Here is an 18,103-nt window from a genome sequence, read left to right as displayed (position 1 = left end):
TCAGACCTCCGTCCGTGTGGCGGCCGGATCGCCGCGCCTGGCGCCCGCGGGACGGTTCCGCGAGCCGACCGTGTACTCGATGAGGAACAGCACCACGCCGATGGCGATCAGGCCCGCGCACCACACCAGCGACCACGGGTCGTCGTAGACGGCGAACCCGAGGATGGCCAGGTTGCCGACCAGCCCGACGACCAGCAGCGGGGTGTTGGCCCGGTAGGTGCGCTCGTCCTCGTCCTGCCCGCGCAGCTTGAGGCAGGCGACGATGACCAGGGCGTAGATGGCCAGCAGCAGGACGACGGTGACCAGGGCGAGCTCGTTGACCAGGTCGATGCCACCGGCGCTGACCACGAGGCTGCCGGCGACCAGCAGGGCCGCGACCACCGCTCCGCTGAACAGCAGCCCGACCCACGGGCTGCGGCGGGTGGCGTGGATCCGGGCGAAGACGCCGGGGACGACGTCCTCCTTGGCCATGCCGTAGAGGATCCGCGGCTGGGTGACGATGGTGACCAGCGTGGTGTTGGTGATCGCGATCAGCGCGATGACCGAGAACAGCGTGGTCATGACGTCGGTGGAGAAGGGCAGGATGCCCTGCCGGACGACCTCCAGCAGGGCCGCGTCGGAGTCCGCGAGCACGTCGGTGGGCACGGTGAGGGCGGCGGCCATGGAGACCAGCACGTACACGAGTCCCGCGACGACCATGCCGCCGACGAGCGACCGCGGGAAGGCGCGGTGCGGCTCGATCGTCTCCTCCGCGACGTTGGCCGTGTTCTCGAAGCCGGTCATCGCGAAGAAGGAGAAGGCGATGCCGGCGAGGACGGCCAGCGCCGGGTTGCCCGAGACGCTGATGTCGGCCAGCACGCCGAAGTCGGCGTCGCCCTGCACGACGTACCAGACGCCGATCACCATGATGATCAGCAAGCCGGCGACCTCGACGAAGGTCATCAGCATGTTCATGACCACCGACTCGGTGATGCCGATGAAGTTGACGACCACCAGGGCCAGCAGGAAGACCAGCGACACCAGCAGCGCGGGCGGACCGGCCCACAGCGTGGCGAAGTAGGAGGCGAAGCCGGTCGCCAGCGAACCGGTCGCGGCGAAGCTGGCCGACAGGAAGGACACCGTGACCAGGAAGGTCAGCGCGGTGCTGCCGAAGGCCTTCTTGACGTAGAGGGCGGCGCCGGCGGCCTGGGGGTACTTGGTGACGAGCTCGGCGTAGGCGGCCCCGGTGATGGCCGCGACGGTGACCCCGAGGGCGAACGCGATCCAGAACGCCCCGCCGACGGCGGCCGCGACCAGGCCGATCAGGACGTAGATCCCGGAGCCGAGGACGTCACCGAGCGTGTAGAAGAACAGCTGCCTCCCGGTGATGGACCTCCGGAGACCGCTGTCCTCGTCGCCGACTGTGCTGGTGCTGGTCTCGGCCACGGGGTTCCCGTCTCGGCGTCGAGGGCGAGCTTCTGACGTCGTTCACGGAATCGCCACGGACACGTGGTTGTCAATTCGGGCCGACGCGTCCGGGCCGGGGTACCACGTGCCCCGGACGGGTCGGCGGAGTGGCCATCCGCGCGATCACCCGTACTCTGCTTCGCATGAACGGTCTCTCCACGGGGTGGACGTTCCTGTCCAACCACGGCCACGTGCTCGTCAGCCTCGCCCTGGACCCCGAGGTCCGCATGCGCGACGTCGCCGCACGGGTGGGCATCACCGAGCGCGCGGTGCAGATGATCGTCGCCGACCTCGAGCGGGCCGGCTACGTCGTCCGGGAGCGCGTGGGCCGGCGCAACCACTACGTGGTGGTCGGCAACAGCCGCTTCCGGCACCCGCTGGAGCAGCACGTGCGGATCGGTGACTTCCTGCGGCTCGTGCAGGCCGGAGCCGACCACGACGCCGACGCCTCCGCCGCCCGGTGAGCGGGACCGCCCCCCGGCCCCGGCCGGTCAGGGCTCCGTCCGGGGCGGTCCACCCCCTGCGGCGGCCGGCGGACCCGGCCGGCCGGCTCCGTCCTCCGCGTGGAAGTCGAAGGCCGGCCCGCGCGGGACGAGCCCGGGTGCCGGTGCGGTGATCGCCGGGACCGTCGCCGTCCCGGCGCGGGCGAAGGTCAGGGTCACCGCCAGCGACTGCGCCGCGTCGAGGGGCCGGGTGAGCCCGGTGAGCACGACGGGTGGCGTGTCGGTGCCCACCAGGACCGCCTCGCCGGCCGGGACGGGGAGGTCCACGGTCGGCGCCGTCGCCGGAGCCGGCCCCAGCAGCGCGCGGGTGCCGTCGGGGGGTGTGGCGGCCGGGGACGCGGCGCCGAGCCCGGCGGCGGCGAAGTCCGGACCGCTGACCCCGACCAGCCGGTCGTCGGTCCGCCCGGTGTTGACGACGGCCATGGTCAGCGGCACCGGGTCGCCCGGTGCGTGGACGCCGTCGGGCGGGTGGGCGAGCTGGACCGCGCGGACGGCGATCCCGCCCACCTGGCCCTGCCCGCCGGTGCGGTCGCGGTCCTGCGTGGCGGTCTGGGTGACCTGACCGGCCCCGCACGCCCCGAGCACCAGCGGGGCCAGCAGCAGCAGGGCGATCACGGCCGGACGACGTCGCCGGCCGGGACGGGTGCCGGTCGCGAGCGTGCCCACGGCGCCCTCACCGCCGTCCGGTGAGGCGGCGGGCGAGCTTGACCGCCTCCTCGACCACGAGGACGGTGGCGGACACCGCGGCGCAGGTCAGCCACTGGCCGAGGGTGAGCGCGGTGGTGTCGAAGAGCTCCTGCAGCAGCGGGACCTGCACGACGAGCACCTGCAGCAGCACGACCACCGCGAACGACGTCCACAGCCAGCGGTTGGTGAACAGGTGCCCGGTGAACACCGTCTCGGTCTCGGCGCGGGCGTTGAGCGCGTTGAAGAACTGGAAGAGCACGAACGTGGTGAACGCCATCGTGGCCGCCACGGCGGCGCCGTGGGCCTCCTCGGCCAGGGCGAGGACCGACAGCGTGCCGGCCGCCATGACCACGCCGGCCCGGGACATCCGGAACAGCCGGGTCCGGTTGAGGATGCGCTCGCTGGGCCGCCGCGGCGGGGCGTCCATCAGCCCGGGGCGGGCCGGGTCGACACCGAGGGCCATCGCCGGCGGACCGTCCATGATGATGTTGACCCACAGCACCTGGATGGCGGTCAGCGGCGCGGCCAGGCCGGCCACGGAGGCGCCGAGGAAGGACAGGATCGCGCCGATGTTGGTGGACAGCTGGAAGCGGACGAACTTCACCACGTTGTCGTAGATCGACCGCCCCTCCCGCACCGAGGCGACGATGGTGGCGAAGTCGTCGTCGGTGAGGATCATGTCGCCGGCCTCCTTGGTCACCTCCGTGCCGGTGATCCCCATGGCCACGCCCATGTGCGCCGCGCGCAGCGCCGCGGCGTCGTTGACGCCGTCCCCGGTCATGGCCACCACGTGGCCGCGGGACGTGAGCGCGGAGACGATGGCGACCTTGTGCTCGGGTGCGACGCGGGCGAAGACGCCGATGTCCTCGACCCGCGCCGCCAGCTCCTCCCGGCCCATGCGGTCCAGCTCCGCGCCGGTGACCACCGCGCCGCGGATGCCGAGCTCGCGGGCGATCGCGGCGGCGGTGTCCCGGTGGTCCCCCGTGATCATCTTGACCGACACGCCGGCGCGGTGGGCCAGGGCGATGGCGTCCCCGGCCTGCGGACGGGGCGGGTCGGCGATGCCGACCAGCCCGAGCAGGGTCAGCCCGGTCAGCCGGCCGGCGAGCTCGTCGGCGTCGGCGGGCAGGTCGTCGGCGAGGGTGGTGGCCGCGGCGAGCACCCGCAGCCCGCGCGAGGCCAGGGTGGAGACCTCTGCGGCGAGCGCCGCCCGGCCGGCGTCGTCCAGCTCCCGCACGCCGTCGGCGGTCAGCACGGCGGCGCTGCGCGCCAGCAGCACGTCGGGCGCACCCTTGACGTACACCCGGGCGCGGCCGTCCTCGTCGTGCACCGTCGCCATGAACTTGCGGGCGCTGTCGAAGGGCAGCTCCGCGACCCGCGGGCGGGCCGCCCGCAGCGCCGGCGCGGCGAGGCCGGCCTTGGCCGCCGCGACCACGAGGGCGCCCTCGGTGGGGTCACCGACGATGCCCGGGCGCTGCCCTCCACCGGGGGAGAGGGTGGCGTCGCTGCACAGCGCCAGCGGCTCGAGCAGCAGGCCGGCGTCGGTGGCCGGCCGGCCGGTGTCCTCGTCGACCAGCGTGCCCGACGGCGCGTAGCCCTCCCCGTCCACGCGCACCCGGCGCCCGGCGTAGACCAGCGCGCGGGCGGTCATCTGGTTGAGGGTCAGCGTCCCGGTCTTGTCGCTGCAGACCACGGTGGCGGCGCCCAGCGTCTCCACCGACGCGAGCCGCTTGACGATGGCGCCGCGGCGGGCCATCCGCGCCACGCCGAGCGCGAGGGTGAGCGCCAGGACGGCGGGCAGGCCCTCGGGGACCGTGGCCACCGCGAGCGCCACCGCCGAGAGCGCCAGCTCGCCGACGGACTCACCGCGGGCGAGCGCGACGGCGGCGTAGGCGGTGATCGCGACGCCACCGATGGCCGCGATCCGCTTGCCCACCGAGTCCAGCTGGACCTGCAGCGGCGTCTCGGGTTCCTCGCCGCGCTGCAGCAGCTCGGCGATGGCACCGACCTCGGTGCGCATGCCGGTGGCGGTGACGACCAGCTCCGCCCGGCCGCGGGTCAGCGTGGTGTTCATGTAGGCCATCCCGCTGCGCTCGGCCAGCGGGACCCGCTCGCCCGGCGCGGCGCCGACCGCCGAGGTGTCCTTGGCCACCGGCTGGGACTCCCCGGTCAGCGCCGACTCGTCGACCTCGACGGACTCGGCGACCAGCAGCCGGCCGTCGGCGGGCACCCGGTCGCCGGCCTCCAGCAGCACCACGTCGCCGGGGACCAGCTCGGCGGCGTCGACGACGCGCGCCTCGCCCTGCCGGCGGACGCGCGCGGTGGGCACCAGCATGTCGCGCAGCGCGGCCAGGCTGCGCTCGGCCTTGTTCTCCTGGACGAAGCCGATCGTGGCGTTGACCAGCAGGACGACGAGGATGACGACGGTGTCCTTCAGGTCCCCGACCAGGCCGGCGAGGACGGCCGCGCCGAGCAGGATGAGGATCAGCAGGCTGCGGAACTGGTCGAGGAAGCGCAGCCAGGCCGGCCGGCGGGCTCGTTCGGCCAGCCGGTTCTCCCCGTGCTCGGCCCGCCGGTGGGCGACCTCGGCGTCGTCCAGCCCACGGGCCGGGTCGACGTCCAGGGACTCCGCCACGGCGGTCGTGGGCAGCAGGTACGGGTCGGCAGCTCCGTGCCGGGCGCACCGAGGGTCCTGCCGGCGGGGGGTGACTGGGTCATCGGGACACCTCTCGTCCTGGGCGGGGGTGCACCTGCCGCGGGACCTCGCCCGTGCTCGGTGCGAACGGGTGGTCCTCGGCCGGCCGTGGCCCCGGGAGGTCGGTCCGGCCGGGACCGGGTCGGGGGGTGCGCCGTCGTGCCGCCGGCCGTGCCGCGGCGGCGGCCCGGCCGGCCACTCCGCGGGGCGCCCAGCAGCGGGTGCGCGGGTGCACCCGGAGGACGATGGCCCCGCCCCACAGCAGCAGGGCCAGCCACGGGACCAGGTCTGACACGGTGACCACCCCCTCCGGGTCCGGTCACCCGGGCCGGTGACCGGTCCCGTTCAGAATAGCGCAACCCGTGTTACGAAAACAACTTCGCATGCAGGCGCGCACGGCAGGCCAGGTGCACCACCGCCAGCCCGCCGCCGTACAGCAGTGCGGTGCCGGCCAGGACGGCGGGTCGGGTGACGTCGTCGACCCCGGCGGCGGTGAGCAGGGCCAGGCCGGCGCAGGTCGCCCCGACCCCGAGCGCCGCCGCCCCGGTCCGGACCGGCGTGGCCCGGGCCGCGGGCCGTGCGGCGGGCCGGCGTCCGGAGGGCCGCTCGAACCCGCCCACGGTGAGCACGACGACCAGCAGCACCACCGCGCAGGTGAGGACCCAGACCGGGCGGAGGGCGAACCAGCCGGCGGTCAGCGGCTCCGGCTGCGGCAGGACGCCGGTGAGGTACAGCGCCGGTGCGGCGACCAGCACCGGGACGAGGTGCCACAGGTAGACGGTCAGGACGGTCCCGTTGACCGCGGCGGTCGCCGTCCACACCGCGGGCCGGCGGGCCAGCCGCCCCAGCGGGCCGTGCAGCAGCAGCGCCGCCCCCGTCTGGGCCACGCCGTGGGCCAGCAGGGCCAGGGTGGGCGGCGCGGTGTTCTGGAACTCCTGGCCGGGGACGCCCAGCATGCTCAGCGGGTAGGGGCCCAGGGCGACCAGTCCGACGGCGGCCAGCCCGCCGCCGGCCAGCAGGACCGCCGGTGTGGAGCGCCGGCGCAGCAGCGTGCCCGCCCGCCAGGCCACGCCGAGCGCGTAGAGGCAGGCCCACACGAGCAGGGCGTTGGCCGCGCCGGCGCCCGGGACGCCGGTGGCCAGCCGCAGTGCGTCGGAGGCGGCGACCGCGAGCGCCAGGACCAGGGGCACCCGCAGCCCCCAGCGGTCGTGCGCGGCCACGAGCAGCGGGGTGGTGGCCACGACGGCGACGTAGACGGCGAGGAACCACAGCGGGACGGCCACCAGCCACGCCGCGGTGGCGACCAGGTCGGCGTCGGCGACCAGCCGGCCGAGCGCGGTGCCGGTGAGGACCGCGGCCAGGAAGAGCGTCGTCGGCCGCAGCAGGCGGTGCAGCCGGTCGGCCAGCCAGCCCAGCGGCGGGCGGCCGCGGGCGCGGGCCGACTGCCAGGACGCCGTGCCCGCGTACCCGCCGACCAGGAAGAACAGCGGCACGACCTGCAGGAGCCAGGACAGCCACTGCGCCGGCGGCCACAGGCCGAGCCCGTTGGTGCCGGTCAGCCCGCCGTCGCGGACGACGACGACCACGGCCGTCCAGTGCCCGACGACCACGGTGAGGACCGCCGCGGCCCGCAGCAGGTCGACCACCCGGTCGCGGCTGTCGGGGGTCTGCTCGACCAGCGTGCGGATCGACGGGGCCCGGGTCACGGCCGGCCACCTCCGGGCGTCCCCCGGCGGGGGCGGGGGGTCACAGCAGCTCGGGGATCCGCTGCTGCGCGCGGTCGTGGGCCCGGCGGAAGCCGATCGTCACGACCGTCGCGGTGAGCACCACGAACAGCGAGTAGAGCGCCGGCAGCAACAGCACCTCCTGCTCGAGGGCGCCGGTGAACGACAGCAGCACGATGGTGATCGCCAGCGGCCCGTTGACGATGCCGATCTCCAGGGCCAGCGTGCGCCGGTCGGGCACCCGCAGGCCCAGCACCCGCGCGTAGCCGTACGCGGCGGCCATGCCCAGCAGCGGCAGCCCGATGGCCCCGGCGTAGACCTGCCAGGGGGACTGGACCAGCAGCTGCCAGTTGCGCGGCACCCAGGTGACCATCAGCAGCACGATGAACAGCACCCCGAGCACGCTGCCGACGAGCTCCAGGGTCGCCCCGAGGTTGGCGGTGCGCCGGCGGACCCACAGGCCGAGCAGCACCGGGAGGACGAGCAGCACCAGGCTGGCCACCACGGTGCCCGTGGGGACCGCGATGTCCTCGGCCAGGGCGCCGCCGTAGAGCAGCAGCACCAGCGGGGTGAGCACGGTGGCGGTGAGCGTGGTGGCGATGGTGACGACCACGCTGAGCGCCAGGTTGGCCCGGGCGAAGTAGGTGTAGAGGTTCGACGTCGTCCCGCCCGGCATGCAGCCGACGATCAGCAGGCCGATCGCCTGGGCCGGGGGGAGGTCCAGCAGCCGGGCCAGCGCGAAGGCGGTCAGCGGCATGATGCCGAACTGGCCGACCACCGCGAGGAGAAGGGCGCGGGGGCGGCGCACCTCGTCGCCCAGGTCGCGGGGCGTCATCGCCGCGCCCATGCCCAGCATCACCACCGCCAGGATGGCGGTGAGCACGGCCTGCTCGAACGGCCCGACCACCGCGCTCAGCCCCCCGCCTGCGGAGCCGGCGCCGGGGGGGCGGCCTGCGGAGCCGGCGCCGGGTGGGCGGCCTGCGCCGCCCGGACGTCCTTGCGCAGGACCTTCCCGATCGGCGACTTGGGCAGGTCGTCGGTGAACACGACGTCCCGGGGGACCTTGTAGGCGGCCAGCCGCTGCGCCGCCCAGGCCCGCACCTGCTCGGCGGTCAGTGCCGGGTCGGTGCGGACGACGACCGCGCGCACCCGCTCCCCGGACCCGTCGGCCGGCACGCCGACGACCGCGGCCTCCCGGATGCCGGGGTGCGCGGTGAGCACCTCCTCCACCTCGCTCGGGTAGACGTTGAAGCCGCTCACCAGGACCAGGTCCTTGGTCCGGTCCACCAGCCGCACGTAGCCGTCCGCGTCGACGACCGCCACGTCGCCGGTGCGCAGCTCGCCGTCCCGCAGCACCGCCGCCGTCTCCTCCGGACGGCGCCAGTAGCCGGCCATCACCTGCGGTCCGCGGGCGCGCAGCTCGCCGGGTTCACCGGCCGGCACCGTCCGCCCGGAGTCGTCGGTGCAGCGCAGCACCGTGCCCGGCACGGGCAGGCCCACCGTGCCCGCGCGCGCCCGCCCGTCCAGCGGGTTGAAGGTCAGCACCGGGGACGCCTCGGTCAGCCCGTACCCCTCGACCACCGGGACGCCGGTGACCTGCTCCCAGCGCTGCGCGACCGACCCGTGCAGGGCCATGCCGCCGGCGACCGCGGCGCGCAGCTGCGCCGGCGGGTGCTCGGTGAACCAGCGCTCCCGGCACAGGCCGTCGAAGAGGGTGTTCACCCCGGTGATCCAGGTGACCGGGTGGTTCTCCAGCGCCCGCTTCAGGTTGCCCAGCGGCCGCGGGGACGGGATGAGGACGTCGTGCGCGCCCCGGCGGTAGAAGCCCAGCAGGTTCACCGTGAAGGCGAAGACGTGGTACAGCGGCAGCGCGGTGAGCACCGTCTCCCGTCCCGGGCGCACCGCGTCGCCGACGGACGCCAGCACCTGCTCGACGTTGGCCAGCAGGGCGCCGTGGGTCAGCACCGCCCCCTTGCTCACCCCGGTCGTGCCGCCGGTGTACTGCAGGGCGGCGAGGTCGCCCGGGCGCAGGTCGTGCCAGTAGCGCCGCGCGTCGCCGTCCCCGAGGTGGGCCGCGCCCCGGCCGAGCGCGTCGGCCAGCGTCGTGGCCGGGAAGGCGACCGCCGGCAGCGAGCGGTCCCAGTACCGCTGGACCAGCCGGACGATGCCGGCGACGTAGCCGGGGAAGAACTCGGTCACCCGCACCAGGACGACGGGCGGGTCGCCCAGCGCCGGCAGCGCGGGGGCCAGCCGGTCGGCGAAGAGGTCCACCACGACGACGGCGGCCACCCCGGCGTCGGCGTACTGCCGCTGCAGCTCCGGCGTGGTGTAGAGCGGGTTGGTGTTCACCAGCACGCAGCCGGCCTTGAGGACGCCGAAGGCCACCACCGGGTAGGCCAGGCAGTTGGGCACCTGCACCGCCACCCGGTCACCCGGGGCCAGGCCGAGCTCCTCGCGCAGGAAGGCCGCGAAGCAGTCGGCGGCCCGGTCGACGGCGGCGAAGGACAGGCTGCCGTTCATGCCGTTGGGCAAGCAGGCGGTGAACGCCGTCGCCGTGGCGTGCTCCGCGGCGGCCGCGGTCAGCATCTCCGGCAGGCTGTCGAACGGCACGACCGGGGGAGGGTCGGATCCGGCGGCCGGCGGGTCGCCCGGCCCGGCGGCCCGCCTCCGGGCGGTGTCCTCCACACGCTCATTCATAAGAAGATCATCACACGAAACACATCTCGTGTGAAAGGGAGTCGGACACGGTCACCAGCTCGCCCACCCGGGCCGCGTGGTGCGCGGCCGTCGCCGCGCCGATGCCGCCGGTGGCGCCCACGAGGACCGTGCGGCCGGTCACCGGGACCGCTCCGCCCGGGCGACCGCCGGGCCGGCCGTCGCGGCCGGGACCGCGCGCACCCCGTCCGGCGCGGTGCGGCCGCGGCGCAGCAGGGGCCAGGCGGCCAGGGACACCAGGACGACGGCGACCGCCGTCCCGAGGAACAGCAGCAGGGGGCCGCCCAGCGCGTAGACCGCGCCCGAGGCGGCCGCCACGGCCGTCGCGGCGACCAGCCCGGCGGCGCGGGCCAGCCCCTGGCCGGAGCCGGCCCGGGACGGGTCCACCGCCTGGGCCATGGTGGCGACCGCGCCGACGAGGGCCAGCGCCTGCACCGTCGACTCCGCCACCCCGGCGACGGTGGCGACCCACGGGTCGGTCACGACGGCGTAGAGCGCGATGAACGGCACGAGGACGGCGGTGCCCCGGGTGAACGCGACCGGTCCGCCGACCCGGTCGGCGAGCCGGCCCGCCGGTGCGGCCACCACCATGAAGGGCAGCGCGAAGAGCAGGTAGGACAGGCCGATGAGCAGCGGGTCGGCGCCCAGGTCGGCCAGGTACCGCGGCCAGATGGCGTCGTAGGCGCCGACCGGCACCATCACCGCGACCGCGAGCAGCACCGCGCCCAGCACCCGCCGGTGGCGCAGCAGGTCGAAGGCCAGCGCCGGGGGGCGGTGCCCCGGGGCGGGGCGCTGCTCGCCACCCAGGAGAACGCCGACGACGACCGCCGTGACCGCGCTGACCGCGGCCGCGCCGGCGAACACCGTGCCGGGCTCGGTCCAGCGCAGCGCGACCGCCGCGAGCATCGGGCCCACGGCCAGGCCGCCGAGTTCGGCCGTGCTCAGCCGCCCCAGGGCCTCACCGGACCGCTCGGGCGCCCGCCGGATCAGCAGCCCCGCCGCGGCCGGTGAGAACAGCCCGAGACCCGCTCCGCCGAGGGCCCGGGCGGCGACCAGCTGCCAGGCCTCGGCGGCCACCGCCGACCAGGCCAGGGAGGCGGCCACGAGCAGCGCCGCGACGACGGCCATGGACCGGCCGTGCCCCCGGTCGGCCTGCGGGGCGAGGGTCAGTTCGACGACCAGTGCGGCGAGGAACCCGGCCGCCGCGACCAGCCCCAGGGCCGCCGTCGACAGCCCCAGCCGATCCTGCAGCGCGGGGAACAGCGGGAAGACCACCATGCTGCCGCCGGCGACCACGACCATCCCGGCGTAGGCGCCGGTGGCCGCCCGGCGTGAAGTCGTTGTCCGCATGGACAACAGGCTACCGCGGTGTTGTCCACATGGACAACAGCAGGCGCTACCCTCGTCCCGTGGCCGAACGCAGATCCCCGGAGGACCGCCGCGAGCAGCTGCTGGACGCGGCGCTGGCCCTCATCGCGCGCAAGGGCTTCGCCGCGGTCACCCTGCGCGACGTGGCCGCGGAGGTCGGCGTGGCGCACGGCCTGCTCCGGCACTACTTCCCCTCGCGCGGGGCGCTGCTCGCCGCCGCCTTCGACCGGGCGGCCGGTGAGGAGCTCGACGAGCTGGCGGGCGCCGACCTCGGCGACCCGCTGGCCCGGCTGGTCGAGGTGTGCCGGGGCACCGACGAGCAGCACTACCTGCTGTGGGTGGACGCCTGGGCGGAGGCGCCGAGGGACCCGGAGCTGGCGGGCACGCTGGTCCACCACCACCGCGCGTGCGAGGACCACACCCGCCGGGTGATCGAGGCCGGCGTCCGCGCCGGGCTGCTCGACGTCCCCGACCCGGCGGAGGCCGCCCGCGCGCTCACCGCGCTGGTCGACGGCCTCGCCGTCCAGCTGCACGCGTTGCACGTCCTCGACCGCGCGCAGCACGACCGGCTGGCCGCCGCCGGGGCCGAGGCGCTGCTGGGCCTGCCCGCCGGCGCGTTGGGCGCCCGGGCCACACCGGTCTGACCGCGGTGCCGCGGCGGCGTCGGGATCAGGTGGCCAGCGACCCGGCGAAGACCTGCCAGGCCAGCGCGCTCTTGGCGACCAGGCTGAGCACCAGGTAGGCCCGCTCGCCGTAGGCGTAGCTGCGCCACGGGCCGATCGCCCGGTACTGCAGCCACTGGTTGACCGCGAAGCTCGCGAAGAACACGAACAGCGAGCCGAAGATCCCGTAGACGAAGCCGGGGATCTGCTCGGCGCCGAGGATGTTGGCGGTGATCGCCACCCAGGGCGCCGCTCCGGCGACGCAGCCGAACCAGAACGGCAGCATCGTCGTCCGCGTCCGCCCGGGCGGGTTCACCCGCTCCTGCACCCAGCCGAACAGGATCATCGCGACGTTGGCGCCGGCGATGCCGATCAGCGCGCTGAGCCCGGTGATCCCGGTGTAGGCGGCGATCAGCAGCACCATGACCGTCGAGCTGACCGAGTACTCCAGCCAGCGGAACCGGTTGATGCCCCGCCGCAGGTCGTCCTCGTAGCGCCGGCGCGCCACCGTGGCGGTGACCAGGTGGTCGACCGCGGCGAGGGCGAGGAAGACCGCGATCGCCGCCCCCACGCCGACGTCGACCAGCGGCTCCGGCGCCGGCACCGGAGCCCCGGGTGGACCGGCCGGGAAGGACGACGTCACGGTGATCGCGAAGCCGCTCGCCAGCACCAGCACCGCGGCGGCCTGCGCCGCGTGCAGCACGGTCAGCGCCAGGTTCCAGCGCTGAAGCCCGGCCAGCCGCGCGTCGTCCACCCCCGTGGCGACGGCGGCGGGCCGGTCCAGCGCGGTGCCGCTCATGCCGGCGACGGGCGGTACCGCTCCCGCAGCGTCGCCGGGATGCGGGTCAGCTCGTCGTCCGGGAACGGCGCGAGCAGCCGCCAGGCGGTGTCCAGTGTCTCGGCGATGCTGCGCCGCCCCCCGCCCTGGCCGACGAACTCCCGCTCGAACGCCGCGGAGAAGGCGAGGAAGCGGCGGTCGTCGTCGGCCAGCGCCCCCTCCCCGACGATCGACAGCAGCCGGCGCACCTCCATGCCCCGAGCGTGGCAGGCGTACAGCTGGTCGGCGACCGCGCGGTGGTCCTCCCGCGTCCTCCCGGCCCCGATGCCGGCGTTCATCAGCCGCGACAGCGAGGGCAGCACGTCGATCGGTGGGGAGACCCCGGTGCGGTTCAGCTCCCGGGACAGCACCACCTGGCCCTCGGTGATGTAGCCGGTCAGGTCGGGCACCGGGTGGCTGATGTCGTCGTCGGGCATGGACAGGATGGGCAGCTGGGTCACCGAGCCCGGCCGCCCGCGCACCCGGCCGGCGCGCTCGTAGAGGGTGGCGAGGTCGGTGTAGGTGTAGCCGGGGTAGCCGCGCCGGCCGGGCAGCTCCTCGCGGGCCGCGGAGATCTCCCGCAGCGCCTCGCAGTAGCTGGTCATGTCGGTGAGCACCACCAGCACGTGCAGCCCGTGCTCGTAGGCCAGGTGCTCGGCGATGGTCAGCCCCACCCGGGGGGTGAGGATGCGCTCCACGGTCGGGTCCTCGGCGAGGTTGAGCAGCAGCACCGAGTGCTCCAGCGCGCCGCTGGCCGCCAGCCGCTCGGTGAAGAAGTCCGCGGTGCGCCGGGTGACGCCCATGGCGGCGAACACGACCGCGAAGCCGGCCCCGTCGTCGCCGGGCACCCGCGCCTCGGTGGCGATGCGGGCGGCCAGCTCGTCGGCGGGCAGCCCGTAGCCGGAGAACACCGGCAGCTTCTGACCCCGGACCAGGGTCAGCAGCCCGTCTATCGCCGAGACGCCGGTCTCGATGAACTCGTCGGGGTGGTCGCGGGCCACCGGGTTCAGCGGCAGGCCGTTGACGTCGCGCTCGTCCTCGGCGACCGGTTCGGGCCCGCCGTCGCGGGGCCGGCCGGCGCCGTCGAGGACCCGGCCGAGCAGGTCGCGGCCGACGCCGGTGCGCGCCGGCCGGCCCCGGGAGAGCACGGTGGTGCCCTCCCGGCCGATGCCGGCCGTGCCCGCGAACACCTGCACGACCGCCCGGGAGCCGTCGACCTCGAGCACCTGCCCTCGGCGGGTGACCGGGGCGCCGAGGGCGCCTCCGCCGGTCTCGACCTGGACGAACTCGCCGTAGGCGAGGTCGTCGGCGCTGTCGATGACCAGCAGCGGGCCGGCGACCCGGTCCACCGCGGTGTGCCCGACGGTGTAGAGCGGCTCGGTGGTCGTCGTCGGGGTGGTGGTCATCGCACTCCCTCCAGGGCGGCACGCACCCGCGCGGCCAGCGCGGGCGCCTGGGCGGTCGCCTGCTCGGCGTCCCACTGCTTCATGCCGGCCAGCTCGCCGAGCACCGGCGCGGTCACCAGCGCCGAGGGCGGGGCGCCGCGGGCCAGCGCCGCGGTCATGGCCGCGTGCGTCTCCGACAGCACCCGCAGCATGGCCACCGACTTCGCCGGCGGGCTGCTGGCGTCGCGCTCGTCGAAGGAGGACTGCTGCAGGAAGGCCTCGCGCAGCAGCCGCCCGGTGCGCAGCACCACCCGCTGCTCGGGGGCCAGCGCCTCCACCCCCAGCAGCTGGACGACGTCCTGCAGCGCGCCCTCCTGCTGCAGCAGCGCCAGTGCCCAGGACCGCAGCGCCGACCAGTCCGGCGCCACCTCGGCGTCGAACCAGCCGGTGACGTCGTACTGGGTGAAGCTGCGGGTCCAGTTCACCGCCGGGTAGTGCCGCTGCCGGGCCAGCGCGGTGTCCAGGCCCCAGAAGGCCCCGGCCAGCCGCAGGCTGTTCTGCGTGATCGGCTCGGAGAAGTCGCCGCCGGCGGGGGACACCGCGCCGATCACGGTGACCGAGCCGGTGCGGTCGCCGTCCCCGGTGCCCTCGCCGAGGCAGACCACCCGGCCGGAGCGCTCGTAGAAGCCGGCCAGCCGGGAGGCCAGGTAGGCCGGGTAGCCGTCCTCGGCGGGGATCTCCTCCAGCCGGGTGGACACCTCGCGCAGTGCCTCGCCCCACCGGCTGGTGCTGTCGGCCATCAGCGCGACGTCGTGGCCCTGGTCGCGGAAGTACTCGGCGTAGGTGATGCCCAGGTAGATGCTGGCCTCCCGGGCGGCGACCGGCATGTTGCTGGTGTTGGCCACCAGCACGGTGCGCTGCACCAGCGGCGCGCCGGTGCGCGGGTCGACCAGCTCGGGGAACTCCTGCAGCACCTCGGTGAGCTCGTTGCCGCGCTCGCCGCAGCCGACGTAGACGACGACGTCGGCTGCGGCGTGCTTGGCCAGCGCCTGCTCGGTCATCGTCTTCCCGGTGCCGAAACCGCCCGGGATGATCGCACTGCCCCCGGCGGCGACCGGGAACAGGACGTCGAGCACCCGCTGGCCGGTCACCAGCGGCCGGTCCAGCGGCAGCCGGGCGCGCACCGGCCGGGGCTCGCGCACCGGCCAGCGCCGCAGCATCGCCACCGGCTCGCCGTCGACGGCGACGACCGGGTCGGTGACGGTGGCCGGCCCCGGGTGGACGGCGGTGACGGTCCCGCGCACGTCCGGCGGCACCAGCACGCGGTGCTCCAGCGCGGGCGTCTCGGCCACGGTGCCCAGCACGTCGCCGGGGCCGACCCGCTGGCCGACGGCGACCGCGGGGCGGAAGTCCCAGCGCCGGGTGCGGTCCAGCCGGGGCGGGTCCGCGCCTCGGGCCACGAAGGGCCGGGCCACGCCGCCGTCCGGCGTGCTGCCGGCCAGGACGGTCAGCGGGCGGCCGGTGCCGTCGACGATGCTGCCCAGCAGCCCGGGGCCGAGCTCGGCGAGCAGCGGCGCGCCGGTGTCCACGACCGGGTCGCCCACCCGCAGGCCGGTGGTGTCCTCGAACACCTGGATGGTGACCCGGTCGCCCTCGATGCGGATGACCTCCCCGGGCAGGCCGTCGGCGCCGACCCGCACCACGTCGAACAGCCGGGTGCCGGGCAGCCCGACGGCGGTGACCACCGGGCCGGCGATCCGGGCCAGGCGGCCGGTGGCGGCGTCGCCGAGAGAGGTGCCCGTCGGGGCCGGGGCGGTGTCGGAGCTCATGTCAGGTCTCCTCCGGGGTGAAGGTGATCTCGTAGCCGACGGACCGGGCCAGCAGCTCCTGCACCCGGGACCGCCGGGCGGCGGCGGCCGCGTCCTCCTCCGCGGGCAGGGGCACGACCAGGGGGACGGTGCGGGCGGCCCACTCCGCACGGACGCCGGCCGGCAGGGCCGCCCACAGCCGCTCGGCGACCGCGATCACGCCGCCGGACCCGGCGGCGACCTCGGCCTCGACCAGCCGCCGGGCGGCGGCCGGGTCGTCGACGGCGACCGTGCGGGTGCCGGCGAGCCGGAACCCGGCCGCGGTGTCCGGCGGCGCGAGCACCAGCAGGTCGGCCGGCCACTCCTCCGGGGCGGGGGGCACCGTGCCCACCGGCCCGCCCGCGTTCACGCCGCCACCCCCACCGGCTCGCGCGCCGCGGGGTCGGCCGGGCGCAACCGCGGCCCGGCGGCCAGGGTGACCAGCTCGCGCAGCTGGCGCGCCTCCTCCTCCACGGCGGCGACGTAGCCCAGCGGGACCGCGACGCCGAGCGGGTCGCCGGTCCGCCAGCCGGCGGCCGCCGCGGCGAGCCGGCGCTGCTCGAGCGTGCGCGCCAGGCCCGGCAGGTCCCCGGTGCCGAGGGCCCGGGCGAGGTCCGCCCGCCAGGCGGCGGGCGCGGCGGCCCCCGGGTCGCCGCCCGCGGCCACGGCCAGCAGCACCCGCTCCGGGACGGTGCCCGGGAGGAGCAGCTGTGCCCGCACGGCGCCCGGGTCGGCGGTGCCCGCCCGCGCCAGCCGCAGGGCGGTGAGCAGGTTGGCGGCGTCGCGCTCGGCGGCGAGGAAGGCGCGCAGCGGGGCGGCCGGGCGGCCGACGGCGGCCAGCAGCCGGTCGGCCCGGGCGGTGGCGGCCCGGGCCACGGTCAGCTCCAGCTCGGCGAGGTCGCCGTGCAGCAGGTACCGCTCCCACGCCCGCCGGGCGGCCGCCGCGGTCTCCGGGTCCGGCAGCCGGGCGGCGGCCAGCCGGTGCACCACCGCCTCGGCCTCCTCGGCCACCACGTGCCGCGCGCCGGCCGGGGTCAGGGCCCCCACGCAGTGCAGGGCCGGGAGCACGTCGTCGTCGGGCAGGTCGTGGGCCGCGCCGCGCAGCAGGGTGAGGGTGTCGGCCAGGTCGTAGCGCGCCAGCAGCACACCGACGACCTCGGCCGCCTCGCCGCGGTAGACCGTGCGCACCCCGCGCAGCGCCTCCCGCCGGCGCTCCTCGACCGCCCGCAGCAGCGCCGGCCGGTCCACCGGCCCGGACCCGAGGAGGGGCCCGTACGCGGTGGCGCGCAGGTCGGCCGCCAGGCCCGCCCGGTCCCGCTCGGCGAGCCGGGCGAGCTGCCCGGCGTCGAGCAGGGCGGTCCGGCGGGCGCGCAGCCGGGTGTTGCCCGTGACCAGGTCCGGCCGGCTCACGGCCGCACCGCCGGGCCGCCGTCCCCGGTGCCCGCGGCCTGCGCCCAGCGGGCCGCCGCCCCGGCCCGCCAGGCGGGCCAGGCCGACCGCAGCCGGGTCTCCAGGGTGTCGTCGACGAACCGGCCCGCGCCGTCGGCCACCACGCAGCCGCCCCAGGTGTCCAGGTCGGCGCGCACCGGCGGCGACCCGCCGTCCCGCTGCGACAGCTCCCGGCCGGCCAGGTCGGCGTCACGCCGGTCGACGTGCACCACCACCGCAGCGGGCAGTGCGGCGAGGGCCTCCGCCAGGCACGCGGCCAGCACCGCGTCGTGGCCGGCGGAGTCCCGCAGTCCCGCGAGCCGGGCCTCGGTGCGGTCGAGCACCTCCCGCAGCGCCTCCTCGCGGGCCTCGCGCCACTCGGCGGCGACCTCCGCCCGGGCCCGGGCCAGCAGCCGGGCGGCGGCCCGGCGGCCCTCCGCCTCCGCCTCGGCCAGCGCCCCGGCCCGCAGCGCGTCGGCGGCCGACCGCGCCTCGGCGGCGATCCGGCGGGCCTCCTCCTCGGCCTGCCGCCGGGCCTGCTCGAGCTCGGCGGCGGCCTCCTCGTCGAGGGCGGTCAGCAGGTCGGTCAGGCCCACGTCAACCGCCCAGCAGCAGGATGATCATGGCCGCGACGGCGAAGCCGAGGATCACCGTCGTCTCGGGCAGGGCCACGAAGAGGATGGCGCGGCCGGTCAGCTCCGGCTTCTCGGCGATGGCGCCCATCGCCGCGGCACCGATCCGGGCCTGGGCGATGCCCGCGGCGAGCGCGGCCAGGCCCACGGCGAGACCGGCACCGATGGCGAGCAGTCCGAGTTCCATGGCAGGT

General features: G+C 76.3%; 17 protein-coding genes. 2 read left to right on the top strand and 15 right to left on the bottom strand.

The window, feature by feature from the left end; all coding sequences use genetic code 11:
* Complete coding sequence (locus RTG05_RS11250) at positions 1-1,425, bottom strand: APC family permease (RefSeq protein ID WP_166528702.1); 1,425 nt, start codon at positions 1,423-1,425, stop codon at positions 1-3.
* A 164-nt stretch (positions 1,426-1,589) separates the two neighbouring features.
* Here RTG05_RS11250 and RTG05_RS11245 point away from each other — a divergent pair, with 164 nt between their 5' ends.
* Positions 1,590-1,910 (top strand): helix-turn-helix transcriptional regulator, encoded by a 321-nt coding sequence (locus RTG05_RS11245; protein ID WP_166528701.1) that lies wholly within the window; start codon positions 1,590-1,592, stop codon positions 1,908-1,910.
* A gap of 27 nt (positions 1,911-1,937) precedes the next feature.
* On the opposite strand, the gene RTG05_RS11240 is transcribed toward RTG05_RS11245, so the two are convergent.
* From RTG05_RS11240 to RTG05_RS11210, 7 genes are all read right to left on the bottom strand, one after another.
* Positions 1,938-2,564 (bottom strand): copper chaperone PCu(A)C domain-containing protein, encoded by a 627-nt coding sequence (locus tag RTG05_RS11240; RefSeq protein ID WP_166528700.1) that lies wholly within the window; start codon positions 2,562-2,564, stop codon positions 1,938-1,940.
* A gap of 58 nt (positions 2,565-2,622) precedes the next feature.
* Positions 2,623-5,286 (bottom strand): cation-translocating P-type ATPase, encoded by a 2,664-nt coding sequence (locus RTG05_RS11235; protein ID WP_315912577.1) that lies wholly within the window; start codon positions 5,284-5,286, stop codon positions 2,623-2,625.
* A 410-nt stretch (positions 5,287-5,696) separates the two neighbouring features.
* Entirely contained in the window at positions 5,697-7,037 is a 1,341-nt protein-coding gene (locus RTG05_RS11230) for an acyltransferase family protein (protein ID WP_166528699.1), read from the bottom strand.
* A 40-nt stretch (positions 7,038-7,077) separates the two neighbouring features.
* A complete protein-coding gene (locus tag RTG05_RS11225; RefSeq protein ID WP_166528698.1) occupies positions 7,078-7,962 on the bottom strand; it encodes a bile acid:sodium symporter in 885 nt (294 codons plus the stop codon).
* A gap of 5 nt (positions 7,963-7,967) precedes the next feature.
* On the bottom strand, positions 7,968-9,665 hold the full coding sequence (locus RTG05_RS11220) for a long-chain-fatty-acid--CoA ligase (RefSeq protein ID WP_315912554.1): 1,698 nt from the start codon (positions 9,663-9,665) through the stop codon (positions 7,968-7,970).
* Positions 9,666-9,762: 97 nt separating this feature from the next.
* The gene (locus tag RTG05_RS11215) at positions 9,763-9,894 is read right to left on the bottom strand and encodes a hypothetical protein (RefSeq protein WP_315912553.1); all 132 of its coding nucleotides are present in this window, start codon (positions 9,892-9,894) and stop codon (positions 9,763-9,765) included.
* Entirely contained in the window at positions 9,891-11,120 is a 1,230-nt protein-coding gene (locus RTG05_RS11210; protein WP_166528697.1) for an MFS transporter, read from the bottom strand. Before RTG05_RS11210 ends, RTG05_RS11215 begins: the two co-directional genes overlap by 4 nt.
* A 59-nt stretch (positions 11,121-11,179) precedes the next feature.
* Here RTG05_RS11210 and RTG05_RS11205 point away from each other — a divergent pair, with 59 nt between their 5' ends.
* Positions 11,180-11,782 carry a TetR/AcrR family transcriptional regulator gene (locus RTG05_RS11205; RefSeq protein ID WP_208104910.1) on the top strand — a complete coding sequence of 201 codons (603 nt, stop codon included), beginning with the start codon at positions 11,180-11,182 and terminating at the stop codon, positions 11,780-11,782.
* A 25-nt stretch (positions 11,783-11,807) separates the two neighbouring features.
* On the opposite strand, the gene heR is transcribed toward RTG05_RS11205, so the two are convergent.
* Genes heR through RTG05_RS11170 form a run of 7 tightly spaced genes read right to left on the bottom strand, consistent with a single transcriptional unit; the run spans position 11,808 to position 18,096 of the window.
* On the bottom strand, positions 11,808-12,599 hold the full coding sequence (gene heR / locus RTG05_RS11200) for a heliorhodopsin HeR (protein ID WP_166528695.1): 792 nt from the start codon (positions 12,597-12,599) through the stop codon (positions 11,808-11,810).
* The gene (locus tag RTG05_RS11195; RefSeq protein WP_166528694.1) at positions 12,596-14,023 is read right to left on the bottom strand and encodes a V-type ATP synthase subunit B; all 1,428 of its coding nucleotides are present in this window, start codon (positions 14,021-14,023) and stop codon (positions 12,596-12,598) included. Before RTG05_RS11195 ends, heR begins: the two co-directional genes overlap by 4 nt.
* Positions 14,020-15,831 carry a V-type ATP synthase subunit A gene (locus RTG05_RS11190; protein WP_166528693.1) on the bottom strand — a complete coding sequence of 604 codons (1,812 nt, stop codon included), beginning with the start codon at positions 15,829-15,831 and terminating at the stop codon, positions 14,020-14,022. The genes RTG05_RS11195 and RTG05_RS11190 overlap by 4 nt, the downstream gene beginning before the upstream one ends.
* A gap of 1 nt (position 15,832) precedes the next feature.
* On the bottom strand, positions 15,833-16,219 hold the full coding sequence (locus RTG05_RS11185) for a V-type ATP synthase subunit F (RefSeq protein WP_166528692.1): 387 nt from the start codon (positions 16,217-16,219) through the stop codon (positions 15,833-15,835).
* Positions 16,216-17,259, bottom strand: coding sequence for a V-type ATPase subunit (locus RTG05_RS11180; protein WP_166528691.1), 1,044 nt, complete (start codon positions 17,257-17,259; stop codon positions 16,216-16,218). The genes RTG05_RS11185 and RTG05_RS11180 overlap by 4 nt, the downstream gene beginning before the upstream one ends.
* On the bottom strand, positions 17,256-17,873 hold the full coding sequence (locus RTG05_RS11175; RefSeq protein WP_166528690.1) for a V-type ATP synthase subunit E family protein: 618 nt from the start codon (positions 17,871-17,873) through the stop codon (positions 17,256-17,258). The genes RTG05_RS11180 and RTG05_RS11175 overlap by 4 nt, the downstream gene beginning before the upstream one ends.
* Before the next feature lies 1 nt (position 17,874).
* Positions 17,875-18,096 (bottom strand): ATP synthase subunit C-like protein, encoded by a 222-nt coding sequence (locus RTG05_RS11170; protein ID WP_166528689.1) that lies wholly within the window; start codon positions 18,094-18,096, stop codon positions 17,875-17,877.
* Positions 18,097-18,103 lie beyond the last annotated feature (7 nt).

It is taken from the genome of Geodermatophilus sp. DSM 44513 (assembly GCF_032460525.1).
GTDB lineage: Bacteria > Actinomycetota > Actinomycetes > Mycobacteriales > Geodermatophilaceae > Geodermatophilus.
This window is presented reverse-complemented; position numbering and strand designations above follow the sequence as displayed.